The sequence below is a fragment of the Pseudomonas sp. FW305-20 genome (assembly GCF_058788075.1).
Genome location: NZ_JBYTAJ010000008.1, coordinates 179,034 through 199,683 on the forward strand (window position 1 = coordinate 179,034; position 20,650 = coordinate 199,683).

Below are 20,650 nucleotides of genomic sequence, written 5' to 3' on the forward strand. Positions count from 1 at the left end.
CTTTAGGCAGGAAAGATCGGCTAAGGTAGGTGCGCAAATGACATTTTCCATGCGAAAAGCGCATTAGGATCATTTATGCACGTCACGCTTTTACTGGCGGATCAATGTTCCGCCGCCAGCGCCACCATGGCCCTGGAAATACTCAGCGCCGCCAACCTGTTTGCAGATACTGCCGGCGCGCCTTTTGACGTAGTCATCGCCTCGCTTGACGGGGGTGATGTCGCCGCGTGGGGAGGGCAGGCATTGCGCGTGGACCGGTCCACCGCCGAGATCCCGCGAACCGATCTGGTGCTGATCCCCGGATTCCTCTTCACCCTGAAAGACGCCTTGCCGGCCTTTTCAGCTTATGGGCCGTGGCTGCGTCAACAACATGCGCAGGGTGCCGTGGTGGCGTCGATGTGCACGGCGGCGTTCATGCTGGCTGAAACGGGCCTTCTGGACGGCGTTCGTGCCACCACGCACTGGGCCTTTGCAGACCTGTTTCGTCGTCGGTATGCCGAGGTCTGTCTGGAGGAAGCGCAAATCCTCTGCGAGGACAATCGCGTGATCACGTGCGGGGGCGCGAGTGCCTCCATGGATCTTTTGCTGCACCTTGTGCGCCGGTTCGCTTCACTGGAACTGGCGCAAAAGTGCAGCAAATACTTGCTGGTCGATGCTGTGCGCAGCGAGCAATCGGTGTACGTCATGTGGTCATTGCCGAAGAACCATGGGGACGGCGACATCCTGCGGGTTCAACACTGGCTGGAGGAACACTTCGAACAGCCGCTGCTGATTGATGACGTCGCCCAGCGGTTCGGGTTCGGCGTCAGGAACTTCAAACGGCGTTTCAAGGAGGCCACCGGTTACACGCCCATTACCTACCTGCAAACCCTGCGTCTGGAGAAGGCCAAGCAACTTCTTGAATCCACCCGCATGACACTCGACAGCATCACTTATGCCGTGGGCTACGAAGACGGCAATTCGTTCCGTAGACTGTTCCGCCAACGAGTGGGTTTGCTGCCGGCGGCTTACAGGAAGAAGTTTCAAGCGGGTGCGAGTTGATTCACTGGCGCCAAGCCACAGATGATCGGGAGCAGAACATGCAGAAAACCGCCGTACTCACCTTCGCGCTGATGCTCAATGCAGGATTATTCAGCGTGCAGGCACAAGCGGCCGGCGATGCTGAGGCGGGTGCAACATTGTTCAAGCGGATATGCGGTGGCTGCCATCAGGTTGGGGAGTCGGCGCGGGGTTCATTCGGGCCGCAGCTCAATGGCGTTTTTGGACGCCCTTCGGGCAGCACCACGGATTACCAATATTCCGATGCGATGAAATCAGCCGGTATTGTCTGGACCCGCGAAACGCTGACCGCGTACCTTGAAGCGCCAAAAAAAGTGGTGCCCGGCACCCGCATGATTTTCTGGGGCCTCAGCGACCCGGAAAAGATCGACAACCTGTTGGCGTATCTTCAGACGTTTCAGCCGCAATAGGGCTTTCGCCAGGCGCGGAACACCCGCTGATTGCGATCTGATTTACAATTTTTCTCTTTTGGCGCTGGGGCAGCCGTTCATGGATTTACTCGCGTTTCTGTATGACAGCCTGTTGAAGTGGGTGATCGAGCCAGTCACGAATCAGTTTCTTGGCATTTTCGATCTGAACGGCCGCTTCAGCATCGTGTTTCTTTGCGTGTCCTACGGCATCGCCTACAACCTGTACCGCTTCAGAAAATATCGCGGGCTGACCGACTCACGTTCTTTCTGGCAGTTCATCGGCGGGCACCGGGTTCATTTTCATCCCTCGGCGTTGCTGGATTACCGGTACTACTTCGTGCGGGGCATCCTGAAGATCGCGCTGGTGCTGCCCATTGTTGGCCTGGTCGATCCATACGTCCTGCGCTCCGGCGACTACATCTCGTTTTTCAACAATCTTTGGGGCGCGCGCGCGCAGGTGGGGGAGAACCTCTCACTTTCCTTGCTCTACGGGCTCGGCGTGTTTCTGGTGCAAGACTTCATCCATTACTGGTGCCATCGCGCCTTTCATTCCCGGTATCTGTGGGCGTTTCACAAAGTCCATCATTCCGCGTCCGTCCTGGTGCCGGCGACGGCAAGCCGGATTCACTTCGTGGAAAAAATGGTCGAAAAACTGGCTGACATCGTCTGCCTCGGCGCTTTTGCCGGTGTCTTCTGGTACGCCTGCGGCGGGGAGATCAGCCGGTACACCTTGTTCGGCGTGACCTACATGGTCCTGATCTTCAATGCCTTGGCGGCCAATTTGCGTCACAGCCATGTCTGGCTGTCTTTCGGCCCCGTGGTCGAGCATGTGCTGAACAGCCCGGCGCAGCACCAGATTCACCACAGTGACGCGCCCCGACACTTCAACAAGAACTTCGGTATCAACCTGTCACTCTGGGACTGGATGTTCGGTACGCTCTACGTCACGCACTCGACGCCCGAGCCTATCCAGTTCGGCACCGGCAAACAGGACCACGACCGTTACCTGACGCTCTATAGCCTGATCGTCACGCCCTTTGTCGACATCGCCCGCAAGATTCCCGTCAGACGTTCAACCATTGGACGGGATTGGGGCGTGTAACACCCCAATCCCGCCCTTTCTATTGTTGGCCAACCGGCAAGGGAGAGGTGCGAGGCGGAATCATTCGTTTTGAACCGATCGACTCGAACGCCGAAGCCAGGCGCAGCAGCATCGAATCGTCATAGGCACGACCGGCAAACGTGAGCCCGACGGGCATGCCGATGTCCGGCATGACGCCCATCGGCACGGTGACCGTGGGGACGCCCAAATGCCGGATGGCGAGGTTGCCGTTGGCGACCCAGACGCCGTTGCTCCACGCGATATCCGCAGATTTCGGATCGACATCGGCATTCGCCGGCCCCACGTCGGCCACCGTCGGAAACAGCACCGCATCGAGCCTCAACCGATCCATCCAGATCTCAAGATCGATCCGACGCGTCTGTTCAAGTCCGCGCAGCCCATCCGGCAGCGTGGTGATCTGGTCCCACGGGGTGATGCCGCGTTCGGCCATCTTCACGTACTCGTCCATGCCTGCGGCAAGGTCGTCCTCTCGGTTGGGGAGCGTGCCCGGATCGTGGGGAAAAATCAGCGGTCCGTCGACATCGGCCAGGCGGTTCAACTTGGGATCGCCATTGGCCCGAAGAAAATCATCGAACGCCCAGGCCGACAGGTCCCACAGTTCATGATGCAGAAACTCTTTGGACACCAGGCCCCGCGTAAACACGGTCGGCGCACCCGGGCGATCACCTTCGCAATTGGAGACCAGCGGGAAATCGACTTCGATGACTTCGGCGCCAGCGGCTTCGAGTGCCTTGCGGGCCTCTTCCCAGAGCCCGATCACGGAAGGGCGGGTGATGATTCGCTGCCCCGTCGGACCACCGATGCCAGGCGCATCGCTCGTGCCCGCTTCGGGATCCGCGTTGATGTACATGCGCGGCACGCCGAAGCGCTTTCCTGCCAGAGCATCGGGCTTCACCGCCAATTCGGCATAGGACGCGGGGCGCACCGAGGCGACACTCGGAATCGGCACCCAGGGTTGCATCCGCCACAGATCGCCACGGGTGTCGGGATCATCGGCCACCACCACGTCGAGCACTTCGAGCAGGTCGGCCATGGTTCTGGCAAACGGCACGACAACGTCCATCGTCGGCGTCAACGGCCAGTTGCCGCGCACCGAAATCACCCCGCGCGAAGGCGTGTAGGCGCACAGACCATTGTTCGAGGCAGGGCCGCGTCCGCTCGACCAGGTTTCTTCCGCGAGACCGAATGCCGCGAAGCTGGCGGCCGTTGCCGTACCGGCGCCGTTCGATGAACCCGAGGCGAAGGGAGCGGTGAGATAGTCAGCGTTGTACGGGCTTTCCGCACGACCGTAGACCCCGCGCTGCATGCCGCCGTTTGCCATGGGCGGCATGTTGGTTTTGCCTAGGCAGATTGCGCCAGCAGCGCGAAGCCGTTCGATGGTGAACGCATCGCGATAGGCGATCAGGTTCGCGAAGGCGGGACTGCCGGAGGCGGCGGTGAGCCCCTTCACCAGGTAACTGTCCTTGGCCGTATAAGGAATGCCATCGAGCGGACCCAGCGTCTCGCCCTTGGCCCGACGAGCATCGGAGGCCTGCGCCTCGTTCAGCGCCTCGGGGTTTCGAACCACCACCGCGTTGAGGGCGGTGGGCGTGTCGGGACCGTCGTAGGCATCGATCCTAGCGAGATAGGCCTGGACCAGCTCAACCGCAGTGGTTCGACCCGATTCGAGCGCAGCCCGCAGTTCGGCAATGGAAACTTCGGTGACCTCGATCATGCTGTTACCACCGTCTGCTGATGGGCGACGCGATGAATGTTGGGCTCAGGGACATCATTAATCTCAAAATGGGTAATCATCGGTGTTCTCGTTGCGCTGCTTTTCGCGCTCTATTTAACACCAAGCCGGGAACAGAGGCATCGTCCACGGCGATGCAACGTCTTCAGGCTTTGCTGGCCGCCAGGTAAGCGCCAAGGCGTTGCCCCATTTGCTCGCCCAAGGCTTGCAGGCCACTCAAGGGGCGGACCATCACCTCAAACTCAACGATTTTTCCTTGTTCGTTGAACCGGATCATGTCGATGCCCTTTAACGCTTTTCCGCTGACGTTGGCGCTGAACTCCAGGACGACGCTCAACCCGTCTGCGGTCGCCAGTTCCCGGTGGTAGACAAAATCCTCGAATACCTCGAGCACCGTGTTGAGAATCATCGAGACTACGGCTGCACCCGGGTAAGGCGTGTGAGCCATCGGGGAACGGAAAATCGCCTGTGGGTCCAGCAAATCGGACAAGGCGCTCAAGTCTCTCTTGGTGATCATGTCGTGCCATTGGTTCAGGGATTCTGCGGCTTTGGGATGCAGGTTCAGTTCAGACATTTCAACTCCGATGGTTGGCCATGTGAGATTCAATAGTGCCGCCAAGGCCGACTTGCGACCCTGCGGATGCACTAAAAGTAGCTCACAAAAAAGAAGAAGCCCGGCTGATCAGGCCGGGCTTCTTTTTAAAGACCATATTTAAAGTCACTGAGCAGCGACACACAGTTCACCGGTGGCGCGTATCAGTGCCTGACCATGCAGACCGTCGTTGACCAGGCGGGATCGTTCTTTGGCTAGCCAGTTCACGCATTGCGGGTCTTTGCGATAGGGCGCGAAGGCGGCGTATTGCTGCAACAGGCGGTTTTGCAGTTCATCGAGCTGTGGCCGGATTTGATTGGCGAGGTCTGGCCGCGGTGTGTCTGGCGCCTTGCCGGCCGCTCGCCATTGAGCCACCAGCCCGTACTGCACCAGCTTGTTGGCTTCAATTTGTGCGGCGATCAACTCGGCTACTTCGTCCGGGTCCAGTTTGCGCTCGACGGCCAGCTTCCTGGCGTTGGCGATGACCTGCGCTTCCCGGGCACTGTCCTGGATCGGTTTGCCACTGTCCCACTTGGTCAGCGCCACAAGATCAGCAATGCTCAGGCGCTCGTTCAACGTCACCAGCAGCGGTTGCAAGCTATCGGGCGCCGGGGGAGGGCGCACTGGCCTGTGCGCTGTTGGCAAGTAAACCGAGGACAGCGCAGATCAGCAGTTGCGGTAAATGTGGGGAACGGGGCATCGGCAAACCTCATTGGGTACAGGACTCACAATCAGGTGTTATGTATCACAGGTGCGGCGGAGGCATTAAGCAGGGATCGATTTATTTTGTGCACGAAAAAGCCCGGCTTGTCAGGCCGGGCTTTTCGTTGAGTGCTTCGGTAAAACTATTCATTTATGCCGCGCGGTTTTCGATCAGACGGTCGGAGCCACCTTCAGCGACGCGGTTCTCGATCAAGCGATCCGAACCACCTTCAGCAACGCGGTTTTCGATCAGGCGATCCGAGCCACCTTCAGCGACGCGACTTTCAATCAGACGATCCGAACCACCTTCAGCAACGCGGTTTTCGATCAGACGATCCGAGCCACCTTCAGCGACGCGACTTTCAATCAGACGATCCGAACCACCCTCGGCCACACGACTTTCAATCAGACGATCCGAGCCGCCTTCAGCGACAACCGGGTGAGCAGAGGTAGCGGCGAAAGCGTTAACTGCAAAAACCGAGAAAGCGATGCTGAGGAGGATTTGGCGTTTCATGATGGTGTGCTCCGGGGTGTAGTTGTTGGGTCTGGGGCTGATGTTACGCCGCGGATTTTTTATGAGAACTTCATTGAATTGATGGTGACTATCGATGCCGGCAATGATCCTCCTGTCGTCGGCTCTGCCGCTCAGCCAGAACCGCGGGGGTATGCTGGACCTCTTGAACTGTCGAGGCTCGTCAGGTCAGCAAGGATTGCCTGCGAGGTTCCCTGCTCTGGTCGAGAGGATAAAGCGATGCACGACTATTACGATTTGGGCACCTACAGCCGCCCGGTGACGACCCACTCGCCGCAGGCCCAGCGCTGGTTCGATCGTGGCTTGGTTTGGTGCTACGGCTACAACCACGACGAATCCATACGCTGTTTCCACAAGGCGCTCGAACACGATCGCGATTGTGCGATGGCCTACTGGGGCATCGCTTACGCTTCGGGCCCCAACTACAACAAGCGTTGGGATGCCTTCATCGAACAGGAATTGAATGAGGCCGTGGCTCAGGCGCGACGGGCGACGCAAGCCGCGCTGGTGCATATCGACGGCGCAACCCCGGTGGAACAGGCGCTGATCCGCACGCTGGAACAACGCTACCAGGCCGATCAGGCCAGCAGCCTCGACCAACTCTTCGCCTGGAACGATGCCTACGCCGCGTCCATGCGTGAGGTCTACAAAGCCTTTCCCGAAGATCCCGATGTGGTTGCGCTGTTTGCCGAGGCGATGATCGACCGCACACCCTGGCAATTGTGGGACCTGAAAACCGGTAAACCGGCACCGGGCGCCGACACGCTTGAAACGGTAGACGTGCTGGAACGGGCCTTACGGCGGATGGAACAGCACGGCAATGCGCCGCACCCCGGCGTGCTGCACATGTACGTCCACACCCTGGAAATGTCGCCCTACCCGGAACGGGCATTGCGCGCCGGCGATGTCCTGCGTGACCTGGTGCCGGATGCGGGGCATTTGCGCCATATGCCGTCGCACATCGACGTACTCTGCGGTGATTACCGTGGGGCCATGGTCACCAACAGCCGGGCGATTCTGGCCGACAGCAAATACCTCGAACAGGAAGGGCCACTGAACTTCTACACCTTGTATCGATGCCACAACTACCACTTCAAACTCTATTCGGCGATGTTCCTCGGGCAATACCAACCGGCCCTGGAAGCCGCCGATCAGTTGATGTCGACCATCAGGGAAGAACTGCTGCGCGTGGAGCAGCCGCCCATGGCCGATTGGCTGGAAGGCTTCGTGTCGATGAAGGTCCACGTGCAGATCCGCTTCGGCAAATGGCAGGACATCCTCGCCACGCCGCTGCCGAACGATCAGGCGCTGTACTGCGTGACCACGGCGATGCTGCATTACGCCAGAGGCGTGGCGCATGCGGCCACCGGGTATATCGCCGCCGCAGAAGCCGAACAGCGTCTATTCCTCGAAGCCTGGACCCGAGTGCCGGACACACGCTACGTCTTCAACAATAAATGCACCGACATTCTGGCGGTTGCCGCAGGCATGCTGCGGGGGGAAATCGAGTACCGTAAGGGCAATTACGACGACGCCTTCGCCCACTTGCGCCAGGCACTGTCTCTGGATGACAACCTGCCTTACGACGAACCATGGGGCTGGATGCAACCGGTCAGGCATGCATTGGGCGCGTTGCTTCTGGAGCAGGGCCGGGTAGAAGAAGCGTTGCAGGCCTATCGAGCCGATCTGGGCCTGGACAACACACTTAGCCGTGCGTCCTGGCATCTGGACAATGTGTGGAGTCTGCACGGTTATGTGGAATGCCTGAAACGGCTGGGCCAGGATGCCGAAGCGGCTGCCGCCCAGACGCGCCTTGCTCTGGCCATGGCCCGGGCGGATGTGGAAATCAAAGCCTCGTGTTTTTGTCGGGTTGTGGCGGGGTGTTGTCAGTGATGCTCGAAAGCGCCGGAGGTTGCCTATGGATCGTTTGTCTACGTTGTTGTCGCAGTTCGGCGTGCGCGCGAACCTGTTTTACAACGGCAATCTTTGCGGCATGGCGTCATACGATGGCGCTGACCAGCGCGGTCATATTCACCTGCTGCAGGCAGGTAGCGTCACGTTGCAGGGGGCTGATCGCAAGGATCTGCTGCTCACCCAACCCAGTCTGATTTTTCTGCCACGCCCAAGTCGGCATCAACTGTTCGCCGGTGAGCCCGAGGGGGCTCGGCTCTTGTGTGCGTCGATGAAGTTTGAGGGCGGGGTCGATAACCCGTTGTCCGCTTCGTTACCCGATTGTCTGGTGCTGTCCCTGGATGAGCTACCGCTGCTGGCCGATACACTGAAATGGATGTTCAGTGAGGCGGCAGGCGCACATTGTGGCAGGGAGGCAGCACTGGATCGCTTGTTCGAACTACTGATCATCTTGTTGTTTCGGCATCTGCTCGACCATCACCAGTTGCGGACCGGAATGATGGCTGGACTGGCCGATATGCGGCTGGCGCGCTCGCTGGTGCAGATGCACAACGCACCGGATAGGGCCTGGTCGGTTGCAGACCTTGCGAGCGAGTCGAACATGTCGCGCGCTGCCTACGCCGTGCATTTCCGGGCCGTTATAGGGCAGACCCCGGCAGATTATCTGTTGAGTTGGCGTATCAGTCTGGCGCAGAAGCGCCTGCGTGAAGGGCGCCCGATTACGCTCATCGCGGCCGAGGTCGGTTATGAAAGCCCTTCGGCGCTGGCCCGCGCGTTTCGTCGCAAGACGGGCTACAGCCCTCGGGACTGGATGAAAGATTTGGCAGGAGAGGGTGATGGGGCAATGGCCTGAAAGCATTGAACTGCTTCAGGCCATTCCAGGAGGTGAGTCATCGGTTTAACGGTTTTCCAGCTCAGTCAGAGAGTGGCCGGCCACGAATACAGAAGCGGCAAGCAACCCGATGTCTTTAAGGAGAAACTGACCCGGCGCAACCGTAATAGCTGGAAAACCCAGGCCGGGTTCAATCACGCCAGGCGTCGAAAACATAAAGCTCAAGGTGGTGAAAAACAATCCGGCAGACAACGCGCCACCGATCAATGAAAACTTGGGTGAGAGCAGGCGACCTGCAATCAGCACACCGATCGAGACCTCCAGAACGCCGAGCAAACTGGAGAAAGTATCGACACTGAAAATGTCATAAACCCACCCCAGGAAAGGGCTGTTGCTCACCAGCGGGACCAAACCCTGTGCTTCGTAGTGCGTGAACTTCATGCCGCCGAACCAGAAGTAAATGACGGCGAGCGCAAAGTAAGCACCGTAGGTTCCCAACGCCATGGTTTTAATCCCGAGCGTTGAATTGTTAGGTGCGTTGTTGGTTCTGTAGTTCTCAATGCTTAAGGTTTTCATGATCAAGGCTTCCAGGAGTGTGGGGACGAACGCTATTCAGCAGCCCAACGCGGTTTACGTTGGGAGTGAGGACAGTGTTGCCTTTGATTCCACGCTCGTGGCTTCTGAACGTATTGCGTTCAGTGCAGATCGTCTTGACTCACTGCAGGTCTGGAAAGAGAAGGGCGGCTTCCCGGCCTCGAGGGTGCGCCAGGGTTTTTTGTGAGGAACGGTGTTCATTCAAGCAGGCTGCCGTGAGGCGATCGCGGAACCGAAGCGAGGCATGCCGATTTCGAATTCATGTGTTTCTGGTATCAGTGCTATGTGATTGGCATGGTTTATCGATTAATGATTGACGGGTAATTTGCTGCTCTGCGATATCAAATCGAGAGCAAGCCATGACTCAGTGCTTTATCCGCCAATGCATACCTGCCGTTTGTTTCGCTTTATGCACCGCTGCATTCGCCGATGGCTCTGATCGCCCACCACTGGTCATCAAGGATCAGGGAAGCGTGATTGCCGGCGGCAGGCAGATCACTCAGCCAGGAACTTTTGATCCCTACAATCCGACCAGGACTGATGGCCAAACCATTCACGGCGATCATGTTTATGCGTTTTATCAGGTTCCGGTCGAACCTCGTCCGCTGCCAATTCTCATGCTGCATGGCGCTGGGCAATCGGCGAAGTCCTGGGAGACAACGGCTGACGGCCGTGAAGGGTTTCAAAACATTTTCCTGCGTCGCGGTTTTTCTACGTACTTGATTGATCAGCCGCGCCGTGGCGACGCGGGACGCAGCCTCGTTGAAACGACGATCAAACCGGTGGCGGACGAGCAACTATGGTTCAACCAGTTCCGCATCGGCCTATGGCCCGAGATCTTCGAGGGCAGTCAGTTTCCGCGCGGCGAGGCGGCACAAGAGCAATTCTTCCGTTCGATGACACCCAACACTGGGCCCTACGACATTGATGTCGTATCCAATGGCATTGGCGCTCTGCTGGAAAAGACGGGGCCGGCCATTTTGTTCACCCATTCCCAGGGCGGTGGCCCCGGTTGGATGGCGGCGATCAAAAGCCCTAACGTGCGGGCCATTGTGGCATTCGAACCGGGCAGCAGCTTCGTGTTCCCGGAGGGGGAGGTGCCCGCGCCAATTCCCAGTGCGTTCGACACCCTCTCGGGCCAGGCCGTATCCAGCGAACAGTTCAAAGCGCTGACTCGAATTCCCATCGTGATCTTCTATGGCGACAACATCCCCGACCAACCGGTTCGATTACCTGCCCAGGACAGTTGGCGCGCGCGGCTTGAGATGGCGCGCCTGTGGCGGGATACGGTGAACCGTCATGGTGGTGACGTCAGGCTCGTTCACTTGCCGCAGATCGGGATCAAGGGCAATAGCCACTTCCCGTTTTCGGACATGAATAACGTTGAGATCGCGGATCTGGTTTCGAAATTTCTCGCTGAAAAGAAACTGGATTGATTCAGTGCGCGGCGAAGTCAGCCGCGCCTCTCACACGCATGAAGGGTCAGGAGTATTCCTAGGATGAGAACCACGCTAAAAGCTACTTTGATGGCCGCCATGATCGGGATTTCGGGTGCCGAAGTCGGGGCTGCGGATTACAAGCAGAACCCATTTACATTGACCTACAGTGACGCGTTGATGAAGAACGAGCCGGGCAAGGTCAACATCCACCCGGTGAGCTATAAGCTCAATGGCCTCGACATTTCCGCCAACGTTTACACCCCGGCAAACTATGACGCGGCGAAAAAATACCCGGTCATCGTCGTAGCGCACCCCAATGGCGGGGTGAAGGAGCAGGTCGCGGGTCTGTATGCCCAGCGATTGGCCAATCAGGGCTACATCACGATCACGGCGGATGCGGCGTATCAAGGCGCCAGTGGCGGTGAACCGCGCAACGTCGACAAGCCGGCGCATCGCATCGAGGACATCCATGGCATGGCAGACTTCATCGCCCGTTATCCCGGGGTCGACAGCACACGTCTGGGCCTGCTCGGTATCTGCGGTGGTGGCGGCTATTCATTGGCGGCGGCGCAAACCGACAAGCGCTTCCAGTCGATTGCGACGTTGAGCATGTTCAACTCAGGATTGGTTCGGCGCAATGGCTATCAGGATTCGCAAGTGGCCACGATCCAGGACCGCTTGCAACAGGCCTCGGCCGCCCGGGCACAGGAAGCGGCAGGGGGTGAAATACGTTATACCGGCGATGCCAAACTGAGCGATGAGCAGATCGCCAAACTGCCGTTTGATCTGTATCGGCAAGGTTTTGAGTATTACGGCAAGACCCACGCCCATCCGAACTCGACGTTCAGATACACCTTGAGCAGCCTGTTGGATCTGATGAGCTTCGACGCCACCGACCAGATCGAACTGATCGACAAGCCGTTGCTGATGATCGCGGGCAGCAAGGCCGACAGCCTTTACATGTCGGAACAAGCCTTTGCCAAGGCTACTGGCACGAACGACAAGCACTTGTTCAAGATTGAAGGGGCGACCCATATCGACACTTATTGGGTGCCTGCTTATGTGGACATCGCCATGGATCAGCTGACCGCGTTTTACGCCAGAACGCTGTGAATCGAGGGGCAATCATCATGAACAAAACCCTTTTAGGCATTGCGATGTGCGCCGCGACGCCCTTCGCCAGTGGCGCCGGCCAGGCTGACACTATCAGTGAGTCCCTGACCACTCAGCAGATCCGCCGTTCAGGCACACAGGCGTCGTCCGTTGGCTCGGCGGATTATTTCTCGGGACGGGTGCGCGTCGACCCTCTATTTCCCGCATCCAGTGAAGTCAATGCCTCAGGCGCTTACGTTACTTTTGAGCCGGGTGCGCGTTCGGCGTGGCACACCCACCCGGCGGGTCAGCGCTTGATCGTCGTTGCCGGCATCGGATTGACCCAGGAGTGGGGCAAACCAGTGCAGGAAATCCGTTCGGGGGACGTCATCATCTGCCCACCGGGCGTCAAGCATTGGCACGGTGCGGCGCCCTCCAGCGCTATGACGCACCTGGCTGTAACCGGAGCGGTGGACGGCAAGAGCGTGCAGTGGCTGGAAAAAGTCACCGATGTTCACTACCGCGCGCAAAGCATGGAACAGCCGACAGCGGTCGACGTCGAGTCTTCTGCTGCGCAGAGTTTGTCCGCCAAACAGCAGGCGATTCCGTTGATTGCAGCCGCCATGGCCACGAGCAACATGTCCGGGCTCAATACAGCCTTGAATCAGGGACTGGATGCAGGCCTGAGCGTCAGCGAGGCGAAGGAGATTCTGGTTCAGCTTTACGCCTATAGCGGTTTTCCACGCAGTCTCAACGCGCTTGGCGAACTGATGAAAGTGGTGGAGGCGCGCAAGCAACGCGGCGTTCAGGATGATCCGGGGCGCGAGCCCGGTCGCGTCATTCCCACCGGCGACGAGCTGCTGGCGGTCGGTAAGGCCAATCAGACGCGCATTGCCGGTGCACCCGTCCAGGGCCCATTGTTTGACTTCGTCCCGGTCATCAATCAGTACTTGCAGGCGCATCTGTTCGGCGACATCTTCGAGCGTGACAACCTTGACTGGCAAAGCCGTGAACTGGCGACGGTTGCAGCGCTGGCAGCTACACCCGGTGTGGAATCACAACTGCGCTCGCACATGGCTGCCAGCCTGCGGGTCGGCTTGAGCGCTTCGCAGTTGCGTCAACTGATTCAGCTGCTGGCCGACCAAGGCGATGCCGCTGCGGCCAAGCGTGCCGGCGAAGCGTTGGACAGTGTGCAGGCCAATCAACCCACGTAGCGCAACGCTTCGCGCAGCAAGGTGAAGGCCGGTGAACTCTGGCGCCGGCTCGGATAGTAGAGGTGGTAGCCAGAGAACGGTTCGCACCAATCTTCGAGTACGCGAATCAACCGACCTTGCGCCACCTGTTCCTTCACCAGATCCTCCGGCATATAGGCCAACCCCAACCCTTGGAGGGCGGCCTCCAGGCGCATGGCGATGTTGTTGAACACCAGTTGGCCTTCGACCCGGACTTTCAGTTCTTGCCCGTCCTTCTCGAATTCCCAGAGGAAGAGACCGCCATAAGTCGGCATGCGCAGGGTGATGCAGTTGTGCGCCATGAGATCACCCGGGATAACCGGCTTCGGGTATCGGACGAAATACGCCGGGGATCCAACCACCGCCATGCGCATGTCCGGGCCGATGCGCATCGCAATCATGTCCTTGGCCACTTGTTGGCCCAGCCGTACACCGGCGTCGAAACCTTCCGCCACGATATCGGTAAAGCCGTAGTCGACGATGATTTCGATATTGAGATCGGGATTGTCAGGCAACAACCTGGAGAGAGCAGGTTGCAGGATCGTGATTGCGCAATGCTCGCCAGCGGTGATGCGCAATTTACCTGCCGGCTTGTCCCGAAATTCGCTGAGCAATGCCAGTTCGTTATCGATCTCTTCGAATCTCGGGGCAATCACCCTGAGTAAATGCTCACCTGCTTGCGTCGCAGATACACTGCGAGTAGTGCGAGAAAGTAGCCTGACGCCCAGGCGATCTTCCAACTGACGCATCGCTCGGCTCAAGGCCGGTTGTGACATACCGAGTTTGGCAGCGGCGCGGGTGAAACTGCGCTCCTGCGCCACCGCCGAGAAGATCGCGAGTTGGTCATAACGCTCAGTGGTCATTGATCCGCACCTGTTATAAACAGTTTGCGATTATGCCATCTGCGCGACTAATCGTCCGATCCACGGCGCGTGGATGAAAGCAACCTACCGACTATGAGCAACCGCAGCCAGTTGCTCGGTATCTACACGAACAAAAACGGAATCACCAATAGCCGTCAGCACATCCCCCGCATAAACCTCGCAGATAACGCGAGTTTTTCGTCCGACTTCACCTTCGACTTTCGCACGCAGGTTCAGCGGTACACCCATCGGTGTCGGTTTGATGAACTTGATGCCAAGGTTGCCAGTGACGCAATTGATGCGGGGGAGGCTTCCGACTTCGCGGTTTTCCGTACGGTAGTGATAGGCCATTGCCGTCCAGTTTGAATGGCAGTCAACCAGCATCGCTATCAGCCCGCCGTAAACCAGATCCGGCCAGCCGCAGTACTTGGCATCGGGCACGTGTTCGGCCACGACATGCACGCCGTCCTCATGCCAGACGCTCTTGATGTGAAGCCCGTGCGGATTGCTGCTGCCGCAGCCGTAACAAACGCCTTCCGGTGCGGCGGTGTCTTGCAGGGAGGTATCGAGCCTGGACATACCGTGGTCATCCTCAAAAATGTGAATCAAACGTGTCGGATTTTAACGCTGCAATCGGCCGCGGTCACTCGGGCAAACCGGCCAGTCGCAGTCCGTCCGCGAAGCGCGATAGGTCCTCGGGCCGTTGGATGGGCAGCCAGTCCTTCAGGTTGGAGACGCGCAACGAGGGTTCCAGCTCGTGCAGGCGCTGTATCGCCTGCTTCGCTTTGTCCATTCGCCCGCTGAGCGCATGACTGGCCGCCATCAGGGCAACGGAGGGCAGGAGGGTGGGCAGGTTCCCCAGCGCTTTCTCCGCCCAGGCCGAGGCGGCATCGAAGTGCCCTGCGAAGAAATTAGCGAGGGCCATTCCCACCTGCATCCGGAACATTTCCGGATCCAGCGGACTCAAGCGAACGGCATGGGTCAAATTCTCAATCGCTTCGTCTGTTTCACCGCGCAGTGCGCGCAGGATACCGCCCAGGTACCAGGCGGGGGCGAGGTTGGGATTGAGCAGGCGCGCCCTGTCGAGCAGGGCAATGCCGCCATCGACATCGCCGGCGAGATGGGCCAGCGCATGTCCGCCTCGCGTCAGCGCCACTGCATCATCCCGGCCGAGTGTCACCGCCAGGCGCGCAAGCCGTATGCCTTCGGCGATCTCTCGAGTCCGATCGCTCATCCAGCCATTCAACTTGCGCCAGAAATGACACCAGGCTGCCATGCCATAGGCCGACGCAAATTCCGGGTCGAGCTCGATGGCCTTGTAGAACATCGGCAGCGCTACCTCGACGGCTTCCCGGGTGCCGCTGTGCAGTTTTGCCATGCCGCGCAGGTAATAATCGTAGGCGTCCAGGCTATCCGTCGGTTTACGCTTGGCGCGTTCGATTTCCGCCCGTTCCAGCTGCGGCGAGATGGCGCCGACGACGCTTTCGGCGATTTGATCCTGCAGCTCGAAGATGTCGTCGAGCAGGCCTTCAAAGCGCTCTGCCCAGATGTGCGTCCCGTTTGTGGCGTCGATGAGCTGCCCGGTGATGCGTACCTTGTTTCCGGACTTGCGCACGCTGCCTTCCAGCACGTAGCGCACGCCGAGTTCCTGGCCGACGCCTTTGACGTCCACCGCGCGGCCCTTGTAGGTGAAGCTCGAATTGCGGGCGATGACGAACAGCCAGCGGATACGCGACAGGGCGGCGATGATGTCCTCGACCATGCCGTCGGCGAAATACTCCTGCTCCGGGTCGCCGCTCAGGTTGTGGAAGGGCAGGACGGTAATGGAGGGTTTGTCCGGGAGGACGAGCGAGGAGGGCGGTGCTTGCTTCGGCTCCACGGACGCGATTTCGCCGGCGCCAGGCCCGTCAGGCTGTCGTGCTCCGTCGATCTCGTCGACCGTGATCTCGCCGACGAAGCGGTAGCCTTTGCGGGCGACCGTGCGCACCAATCGCTGTTCCTCGCCGCTATCGCCGATGGCCTTGCGCACCGCATTGATGTGGCTGGTGATCGTCGATTCCGAGACGATCCGGCCGTTCCACACCGCCTTGAGCAGGTCGTCCTTGCTGACGACGCGATCGCGGTTGTTGACGAGCTGCAGCAATAGATCGAAGGCCTGTGGACCGACGGCCACGACGTGACCGCGCAAGGTCAGTTCCCGGCGCTCCTGATCGAGCACGTAGTCTTCAAACACGAATGGCAAGGCGTGTATCCCCTGGTCGAGCGCCCTCGACTCCGTGTCAGAGCTAGCGATAAGTACGAGGTGTCGATAATACGGCAGCGTTTGATCCGCTGCACCGTCCGCAGGCGATGCCCGTCCATTGGACAAAAAACCAAGCTTGCCTGAAGGCAAACTCAAGGCCGGCACAAGGACTTCCCTCACGCGCGCGCGCACTCTCTTTCTACGTCGACAGCAATGGTTGCCGTCGAGAAGCGAAGGAAGAGAACCCATGAAGATCGTCGTCATCGGAGGCACCGGCCTCATTGGATCGAAACTTGTGCAGAACCTGCGCGAGCGCGGTCATGACGTGCTCGCCGCCGCGCCCAGTACGGGTGTGAACAGCATCACCCGCGAGGGCCTGGCCCAAGCAATGGATGGCGCTGAGGTGGTCGTCGACGTGGCGAACGCGCCGTCGTGGGAAGACCAGGCCGTCCTCGATTTCTTCGAAACGTCTAGCCGTAACCTGTTGGCTGCGGAAGCTGCCGCCGGTGTTCGTCATCACGTTGCCCTGTCGATCGTCGGTAGCGAACGGCTTCCCGAGAACGGCTATTTCCGGGCCAAGGTCGCGCAGGAAAACCTGATCAAGGCGTCCGGCATTCCTTACACCCTCCTGCGTGCCACGCAGTTCTTCGAGTTTGTCGGCGGTATCGCGCAGTCGGCGACTGTCGGCGAGGAGATTTGCCTGTCGCCGGCGCTAATCCAGCCGATGGCGTCCGACGACGTGGTGGCGGCGTTAACCGATGTCGCGCTGGCAGCGCCGGCCAATGGCACGGTCGAAGTCGCGGGCCCCGAGGCCATGCCGCTCGACGAGCTGGTCAGGCGTTTTCTGCGGGCCACTCAAGACACCCGCAAGGTCGTACCGGACGTGCATGCGCGCTACTACGGCGCTGTGCTCGACGATCAATCGCTGACCGCCGGCAAGAACGCGCGCCTGGGCGCGATCCGCTTCGAAGACTGGCTCGCTCAGTCGACGGCCCGGTAACGATTCGCGCCATCACAGCCCAACCCACGAAGGAGCAATGTCATGGTGACTCGATTTTTATTAGCCGCTGCCTTCGCAGCGCTCTCGATCAGCGCAGTGTCGGCCGCTGAACCGCCCGCCGGCAAGGTAACGGTCGTGTTTGACCGTCCCATTCCAAACATCCCTGGCAAGAGCATGAAGGGCGTCGTCGTCGAGTACGGGCCGGGCGCCGCGTCGCCGTCCCACACCCACCCGAAAACGGCCTTCATTTATGCAACGGTCCTGGAGGGCTCATTTCGCATCAAAATCAAAGGCGAGCCGGAAAAGATCTACAAGGTCGGCGAAAACTTCGTAGAGGAGCCGGGCTCCGTGCACGAAGTCAGCGCCAACGCCAGCGACACCGAACCCGCACGCCTGTTGGCCGTGTTCGTCCTCGACACCGATAAAACGCCGCTCGTTACGCCGATCAAAAAGTGAGCCAATCACGCGCTCATAAATGCTCGACAGCCGGGCGGCAGGTCACAGCCGCCCGTGGCTGCTGCAGTCCCAGGCATTGAACAGGAAAAGACAACATGAACGCGCTTCAGGACAAGGCCGCCATTGCCACCGGCGCAAGCGCCGAGATCCCTGATGGGGTGGCACGGCAAAGCAAGAAAAAGAAGATCGGCATCCTGCTGTGCATCAGTGCCGTGGTGGTCCTGGCTGGCGGATGGGCCATGGCGCTTTCGAGCGGTGCGACCTCCACCGATAACGCTTATGTGCGCGGCGACGTGACCTCGCTCGCCGCCAAGGTTGCCGGCTATGTCACTGCGGTCGAGGTCGAGGACAACCAAACCGTCCGGGCCGGTGACGTCCTGTTCCGTATCGATGATCGGGACTATCGCGCACGGCTGGCGCAAGCCGTGGCCAATGTCAGCGCTGCCCAGGCTCGCCTGACCCATGTCGATGCGGAAACCCAGCTTCAACGTGCCCTGATTCGACAGGCCGAAGCCCAGAGACGCTCGGGCGTGGCCGAGATGAATCTGGCGAACAAAACCCATGATCGCAGCCGCAAACTGATCCTCAGCAACGCGGTCAGCCAAGCCCTCGTCGATGAAAGCGACGCGGCACGATTGAGAGCCGAGGCGACGGTCTCCGGCGCTTCCGCAACGGTCGAGGCGCAACAGCAACGCATCGCCGTCCTCGTGGCGGAGCGCGAATCTGCCGTCGCTGCGGTGACGCAGGCGCAAGCCGCACGCGATCTCGCCCAGATTGATCTCGACAGCACCGTGGTACGCGCACCGGTTGATGGCGTGGTCGGTAACCGTCAGGTTCGCATCGGCCGCTTCGTTACGACGGGCGTTGCCTTGCTCGATATCGTGCCGGTCAACGACGTATGGGTCGTGGCGAATTTCAAGGAAACCCAGCTCGAACAAATTCGCCCCGGTCAGCGCGTGCGTATCACGGTCGACGGCTACCCCAGCGGGGCACTGGAAGGCGTGGTCGACAGCTTTGCACCGGGTAGCGGGTCGGCGTTCAGCCTGCTCCCCACCGACAACGCGACTGGCAACTTTGTGCGTGTCGTGCAGCGCGTTCCGGTGAAGATCCGGCTTGTCCACAACCCGTTGCCGGGCCGCATCGTGCCGGGCCTGTCCGCCCGTGTCGAAGTTGCGCACGGGGAGGGATCATGAACGCGGATGCCTGCGCAACGCGGAGCAACACTCGCGCTACGGCCGGTGTCTTGCTCATGGTGGGCATCGTGCTTGCCACGCTGACGGAGGCGATCGCCAGCACCGTTCTGTCGCTCGGACGCGGCGACATCATCGGCGACACCTATGCAACGCCTGATGAGTTCGCCTGGCTGGATATTGGCTACACCGCGCTCAAGCTGATTGGGTTCATGACCGCGCCTTGGCTGCTGACGCGATTTAATCCACGTCAGGTGATCATCGGCGCAACCCTGGCCATGGGCATGGCATGCGGTATTGCCGCCATCACGGCTCGGCTGGACCTGCTGGTCGCGCTTCGAATTATTCAGGGCTTTGCTGGCGGCACCCTGCTGGTCGGGGGGCAGGCGATCATATTTCGCACCTTTGCGCGATCCCGCCAGCCCATCCTCCAAGCCCTGTTTGCCATGGGCGCCGTTGTCGCGTCCGCGACGCTCGCCCCGGCCCTTCAAGGGTGGTTGATCGATAGTCAGTCCTGGACATGGATTTTCTTCAGTGTTGTTCCGCTGGCCCTGGCGGCGAGCGGATTTCTGCTGGTTGCAGACGGCCCGATGCCAGCCAAGGTCCGGCACCGTCCGTTTGATTGGGTCGGCTTCGCGCTGATCGCTGCCACGCTGTTCTGCTTCACGTACGTTCTCAGCCAGGGCAGCCGATGGGACTGGTTCGAAGAGCCACGCATTCTCTGGCTGAGCGTTATCGGCACAGCCGCGCTGCTGGCATTTCTCGGCCAACAAGTGTTGGCCAAAGGCCAAGGTCTGTTCGACTTCACCCTATTCAAATCGAGCGATTTTTCCTTCGCCTTTATCGTCAGTTTTGTCGCCGGCGCCGCCTTGTTCGGCAGCGCGTTTTTGATCCCGGCATTCGCCCTGTCGGTCCTCGCATTCAGGCCTACCGATGCCGGCCTGCTGCTGTTGCCCAGTGGCGGGTTTTTTATCGGTGGACTGCTCATATCGGCTTATCTCATGCAGGTTCGCCGCGTTCCGCCGGTCGCCACGGTGCCCTTTGGAATCCTGATGATCATGGTCGCGATGTGGATGCTGTCCGGTTCGACCAGCGAAAGCGGCACGGCCGACATGATGGCCGCCATCCTGCTGCGCGGTCTGGGCCTTGGCTTCCTGTTTCTATCGATCACGCTAATCGCATTCAGCGACCTCAACCGCCGAAACCTCGCCTGCGGAATAGGCCTGTTCAATACGGGGCGCCAGTTGGGTGGTCTGATGGGCGTCGCAGGACTCCAGACACTGATCGACCATAACGCCTTCGCCAATGCCGTGCTCCTCGGCGCCAACGTTACCCCGGGAGGGGCCGCGCTCATCGAAAGGCTGACGACCACGACAGCCATGCTGACGGGGAAAGGGATGGATGCAGCGGCCGCCGGCCGGGCAGCGTTGAGCCTTCTGGGTCGGGTCGTGTCAGGTCAGGCCACTGTGATTGCCTTCGACACAGCATTTATCGCTGTTGCCCTGCTTTTTGTAGTCGCCGCGCCCATCCTGGTTGGCATCAAGATCGGACTTTCGAAATACGCGAAAGCACGCGCTGCGCGAACCTTGGCGTGAGGCTTCACCACTGAAGCTTCGTGCCAGCGCGTTGTTCTCGCTGTCACGATGGTC

Annotated in this window: 19 protein-coding genes and 1 pseudogene; 12 read left to right on the forward strand and 8 right to left on the reverse strand. The window is 59.7% G+C overall.

Going from position 1 to position 20,650, the window contains the following annotated elements; all coding sequences use genetic code 11:
* Positions 1-75 precede the first annotated feature (75 nt).
* The 3 genes from AC3WP4_RS09850 (at position 76) to AC3WP4_RS09860 (ending at position 2,571) form a co-directional block, all read left to right on the forward strand.
* Complete coding sequence (locus AC3WP4_RS09850) at positions 76-1,041, forward strand: GlxA family transcriptional regulator (protein WP_102615996.1); 966 nt, start codon at positions 76-78, stop codon at positions 1,039-1,041.
* Between the two features lie 38 nt (positions 1,042-1,079).
* On the forward strand, positions 1,080-1,469 hold the full coding sequence (locus tag AC3WP4_RS09855) for a c-type cytochrome (RefSeq protein ID WP_102615997.1): 390 nt from the start codon (positions 1,080-1,082) through the stop codon (positions 1,467-1,469).
* A 79-nt stretch (positions 1,470-1,548) separates the two neighbouring features.
* Positions 1,549-2,571, forward strand: a complete 1,023-nt coding sequence (locus tag AC3WP4_RS09860; protein ID WP_102615998.1) for a sterol desaturase family protein — start codon at positions 1,549-1,551, stop codon at positions 2,569-2,571.
* Between the two features lie 19 nt (positions 2,572-2,590).
* On the opposite strand, the gene AC3WP4_RS09865 is transcribed toward AC3WP4_RS09860, so the two are convergent.
* The 4 genes and pseudogenes from AC3WP4_RS09865 to AC3WP4_RS09880 form a co-directional block, all read right to left on the reverse strand.
* Complete coding sequence (locus AC3WP4_RS09865; protein WP_102615999.1) at positions 2,591-4,306, reverse strand: amidase; 1,716 nt, start codon at positions 4,304-4,306, stop codon at positions 2,591-2,593.
* Positions 4,307-4,469: 163 nt separating this feature from the next.
* Entirely contained in the window at positions 4,470-4,898 is a 429-nt protein-coding gene (locus AC3WP4_RS09870) for a nuclear transport factor 2 family protein (RefSeq protein WP_102616000.1), read from the reverse strand.
* A gap of 144 nt (positions 4,899-5,042) precedes the next feature.
* A pseudogene (locus AC3WP4_RS09875) lies at positions 5,043-5,616 on the reverse strand (chorismate mutase).
* 153 nt (positions 5,617-5,769) lie between these two features.
* A complete protein-coding gene (locus tag AC3WP4_RS09880) occupies positions 5,770-6,132 on the reverse strand; it encodes a hypothetical protein (protein WP_102616001.1) in 363 nt (120 codons plus the stop codon).
* 237 nt (positions 6,133-6,369) lie between these two features.
* On the opposite strand from AC3WP4_RS09880, the gene AC3WP4_RS09885 reads away from it, so the two are divergent.
* Positions 6,370-8,043, forward strand: coding sequence for a tetratricopeptide repeat protein (locus tag AC3WP4_RS09885; protein WP_102616002.1), 1,674 nt, complete (start codon positions 6,370-6,372; stop codon positions 8,041-8,043).
* A 25-nt stretch (positions 8,044-8,068) separates the two neighbouring features.
* Positions 8,069-8,914, forward strand: coding sequence for an AraC family transcriptional regulator (locus tag AC3WP4_RS09890; protein WP_102616003.1), 846 nt, complete (start codon positions 8,069-8,071; stop codon positions 8,912-8,914).
* Between the two features lie 45 nt (positions 8,915-8,959).
* Here the strand turns inward: AC3WP4_RS09890 and AC3WP4_RS09895 are convergent, their stop codons facing one another.
* Positions 8,960-9,469 carry a YkgB family protein gene (locus AC3WP4_RS09895; protein ID WP_102616004.1) on the reverse strand — a complete coding sequence of 170 codons (510 nt, stop codon included), beginning with the start codon at positions 9,467-9,469 and terminating at the stop codon, positions 8,960-8,962.
* Positions 9,470-9,846: 377 nt separating this feature from the next.
* Here AC3WP4_RS09895 and AC3WP4_RS09900 point away from each other — a divergent pair, with 377 nt between their 5' ends.
* The 3 genes from AC3WP4_RS09900 (at position 9,847) to AC3WP4_RS09910 (ending at position 13,232) form a co-directional block, all read left to right on the forward strand.
* Positions 9,847-10,923, forward strand: a complete 1,077-nt coding sequence (locus AC3WP4_RS09900) for an alpha/beta hydrolase (RefSeq protein WP_102616006.1) — start codon at positions 9,847-9,849, stop codon at positions 10,921-10,923.
* A gap of 63 nt (positions 10,924-10,986) precedes the next feature.
* Entirely contained in the window at positions 10,987-12,039 is a 1,053-nt protein-coding gene (locus AC3WP4_RS09905) for an alpha/beta hydrolase (RefSeq protein ID WP_102616007.1), read from the forward strand.
* A 17-nt stretch (positions 12,040-12,056) separates the two neighbouring features.
* Entirely contained in the window at positions 12,057-13,232 is a 1,176-nt protein-coding gene (locus AC3WP4_RS09910; protein WP_102616008.1) for a (R)-mandelonitrile lyase, read from the forward strand.
* Here the strand turns inward: AC3WP4_RS09910 and AC3WP4_RS09915 are convergent.
* The 3 genes from AC3WP4_RS09915 to AC3WP4_RS09925 all read right to left on the reverse strand — a co-directional run bounded on the left by AC3WP4_RS09915 (position 13,220) and on the right by AC3WP4_RS09925 (position 16,355).
* A complete protein-coding gene (locus tag AC3WP4_RS09915) occupies positions 13,220-14,113 on the reverse strand; it encodes a LysR family transcriptional regulator (RefSeq protein ID WP_102616009.1) in 894 nt (297 codons plus the stop codon). The genes AC3WP4_RS09910 and AC3WP4_RS09915 overlap by 13 nt on opposite strands.
* Before the next feature lie 84 nt (positions 14,114-14,197).
* Positions 14,198-14,692: a PaaI family thioesterase gene (locus AC3WP4_RS09920; RefSeq protein WP_102616010.1), complete on the reverse strand. Its 495-nt coding sequence runs from the start codon at positions 14,690-14,692 to the stop codon at positions 14,198-14,200.
* A 64-nt stretch (positions 14,693-14,756) separates the two neighbouring features.
* A complete protein-coding gene (locus tag AC3WP4_RS09925) occupies positions 14,757-16,355 on the reverse strand; it encodes a winged helix-turn-helix domain-containing protein (protein WP_102616011.1) in 1,599 nt (532 codons plus the stop codon).
* A 247-nt stretch (positions 16,356-16,602) separates the two neighbouring features.
* Here AC3WP4_RS09925 and AC3WP4_RS09930 point away from each other — a divergent pair, with 247 nt between their 5' ends.
* The 4 genes from AC3WP4_RS09930 to AC3WP4_RS09945 all read left to right on the forward strand — a co-directional run bounded on the left by AC3WP4_RS09930 (position 16,603) and on the right by AC3WP4_RS09945 (position 20,596).
* Positions 16,603-17,355, forward strand: a complete 753-nt coding sequence (locus AC3WP4_RS09930; protein WP_102616012.1) for an SDR family oxidoreductase — start codon at positions 16,603-16,605, stop codon at positions 17,353-17,355.
* Between the two features lie 42 nt (positions 17,356-17,397).
* Positions 17,398-17,811: a cupin domain-containing protein gene (locus AC3WP4_RS09935; RefSeq protein ID WP_074878040.1), complete on the forward strand. Its 414-nt coding sequence runs from the start codon at positions 17,398-17,400 to the stop codon at positions 17,809-17,811.
* A 95-nt stretch (positions 17,812-17,906) separates the two neighbouring features.
* On the forward strand, positions 17,907-19,004 hold the full coding sequence (locus AC3WP4_RS09940; RefSeq protein ID WP_102616013.1) for an HlyD family secretion protein: 1,098 nt from the start codon (positions 17,907-17,909) through the stop codon (positions 19,002-19,004).
* Positions 19,001-20,596, forward strand: coding sequence for an MFS transporter (locus tag AC3WP4_RS09945; RefSeq protein ID WP_102616014.1), 1,596 nt, complete (start codon positions 19,001-19,003; stop codon positions 20,594-20,596). The genes AC3WP4_RS09940 and AC3WP4_RS09945 overlap by 4 nt, the downstream gene beginning before the upstream one ends.
* Positions 20,597-20,650 lie beyond the last annotated feature (54 nt).

Excerpts from the sequence above, each read along its gene's own strand:
- AC3WP4_RS09850 (WP_102615996.1), top strand. The coding sequence starts at position 76 with ATGCACGTCACGCTTTTACTGGCGGATCAATGTTCCGCCGCCAGCGCC.
- AC3WP4_RS09855 (WP_102615997.1), top strand. The coding sequence starts at position 1,080 with ATGCAGAAAACCGCCGTACTCACCTTCGCGCTGATGCTCAATGCAGGA.
- AC3WP4_RS09860 (WP_102615998.1), top strand. The coding sequence starts at position 1,549 with ATGGATTTACTCGCGTTTCTGTATGACAGCCTGTTGAAGTGGGTGATC.
- AC3WP4_RS09865 (WP_102615999.1), bottom strand. The coding sequence starts at position 4,306 with ATGATCGAGGTCACCGAAGTTTCCATTGCCGAACTGCGGGCTGCGCTC.
- AC3WP4_RS09870 (WP_102616000.1), bottom strand. The coding sequence starts at position 4,898 with ATGTCTGAACTGAACCTGCATCCCAAAGCCGCAGAATCCCTGAACCAA.
- AC3WP4_RS09880 (WP_102616001.1), bottom strand. The coding sequence starts at position 6,132 with ATGAAACGCCAAATCCTCCTCAGCATCGCTTTCTCGGTTTTTGCAGTT.
- AC3WP4_RS09885 (WP_102616002.1), top strand. The coding sequence starts at position 6,370 with ATGCACGACTATTACGATTTGGGCACCTACAGCCGCCCGGTGACGACC.
- AC3WP4_RS09890 (WP_102616003.1), top strand. The coding sequence starts at position 8,069 with ATGGATCGTTTGTCTACGTTGTTGTCGCAGTTCGGCGTGCGCGCGAAC.
- AC3WP4_RS09895 (WP_102616004.1), bottom strand. The coding sequence starts at position 9,469 with ATGAAAACCTTAAGCATTGAGAACTACAGAACCAACAACGCACCTAAC.
- AC3WP4_RS09900 (WP_102616006.1), top strand. The coding sequence starts at position 9,847 with ATGACTCAGTGCTTTATCCGCCAATGCATACCTGCCGTTTGTTTCGCT.
- AC3WP4_RS09905 (WP_102616007.1), top strand. The coding sequence starts at position 10,987 with ATGAGAACCACGCTAAAAGCTACTTTGATGGCCGCCATGATCGGGATT.
- AC3WP4_RS09910 (WP_102616008.1), top strand. The coding sequence starts at position 12,057 with ATGAACAAAACCCTTTTAGGCATTGCGATGTGCGCCGCGACGCCCTTC.
- AC3WP4_RS09915 (WP_102616009.1), bottom strand. The coding sequence starts at position 14,113 with ATGACCACTGAGCGTTATGACCAACTCGCGATCTTCTCGGCGGTGGCG.
- AC3WP4_RS09920 (WP_102616010.1), bottom strand. The coding sequence starts at position 14,692 with ATGTCCAGGCTCGATACCTCCCTGCAAGACACCGCCGCACCGGAAGGC.
- AC3WP4_RS09930 (WP_102616012.1), top strand. The coding sequence starts at position 16,603 with ATGAAGATCGTCGTCATCGGAGGCACCGGCCTCATTGGATCGAAACTT.
- AC3WP4_RS09935 (WP_074878040.1), top strand. The coding sequence starts at position 17,398 with ATGGTGACTCGATTTTTATTAGCCGCTGCCTTCGCAGCGCTCTCGATC.
- AC3WP4_RS09940 (WP_102616013.1), top strand. The coding sequence starts at position 17,907 with ATGAACGCGCTTCAGGACAAGGCCGCCATTGCCACCGGCGCAAGCGCC.
- AC3WP4_RS09945 (WP_102616014.1), top strand. The coding sequence starts at position 19,001 with ATGAACGCGGATGCCTGCGCAACGCGGAGCAACACTCGCGCTACGGCC.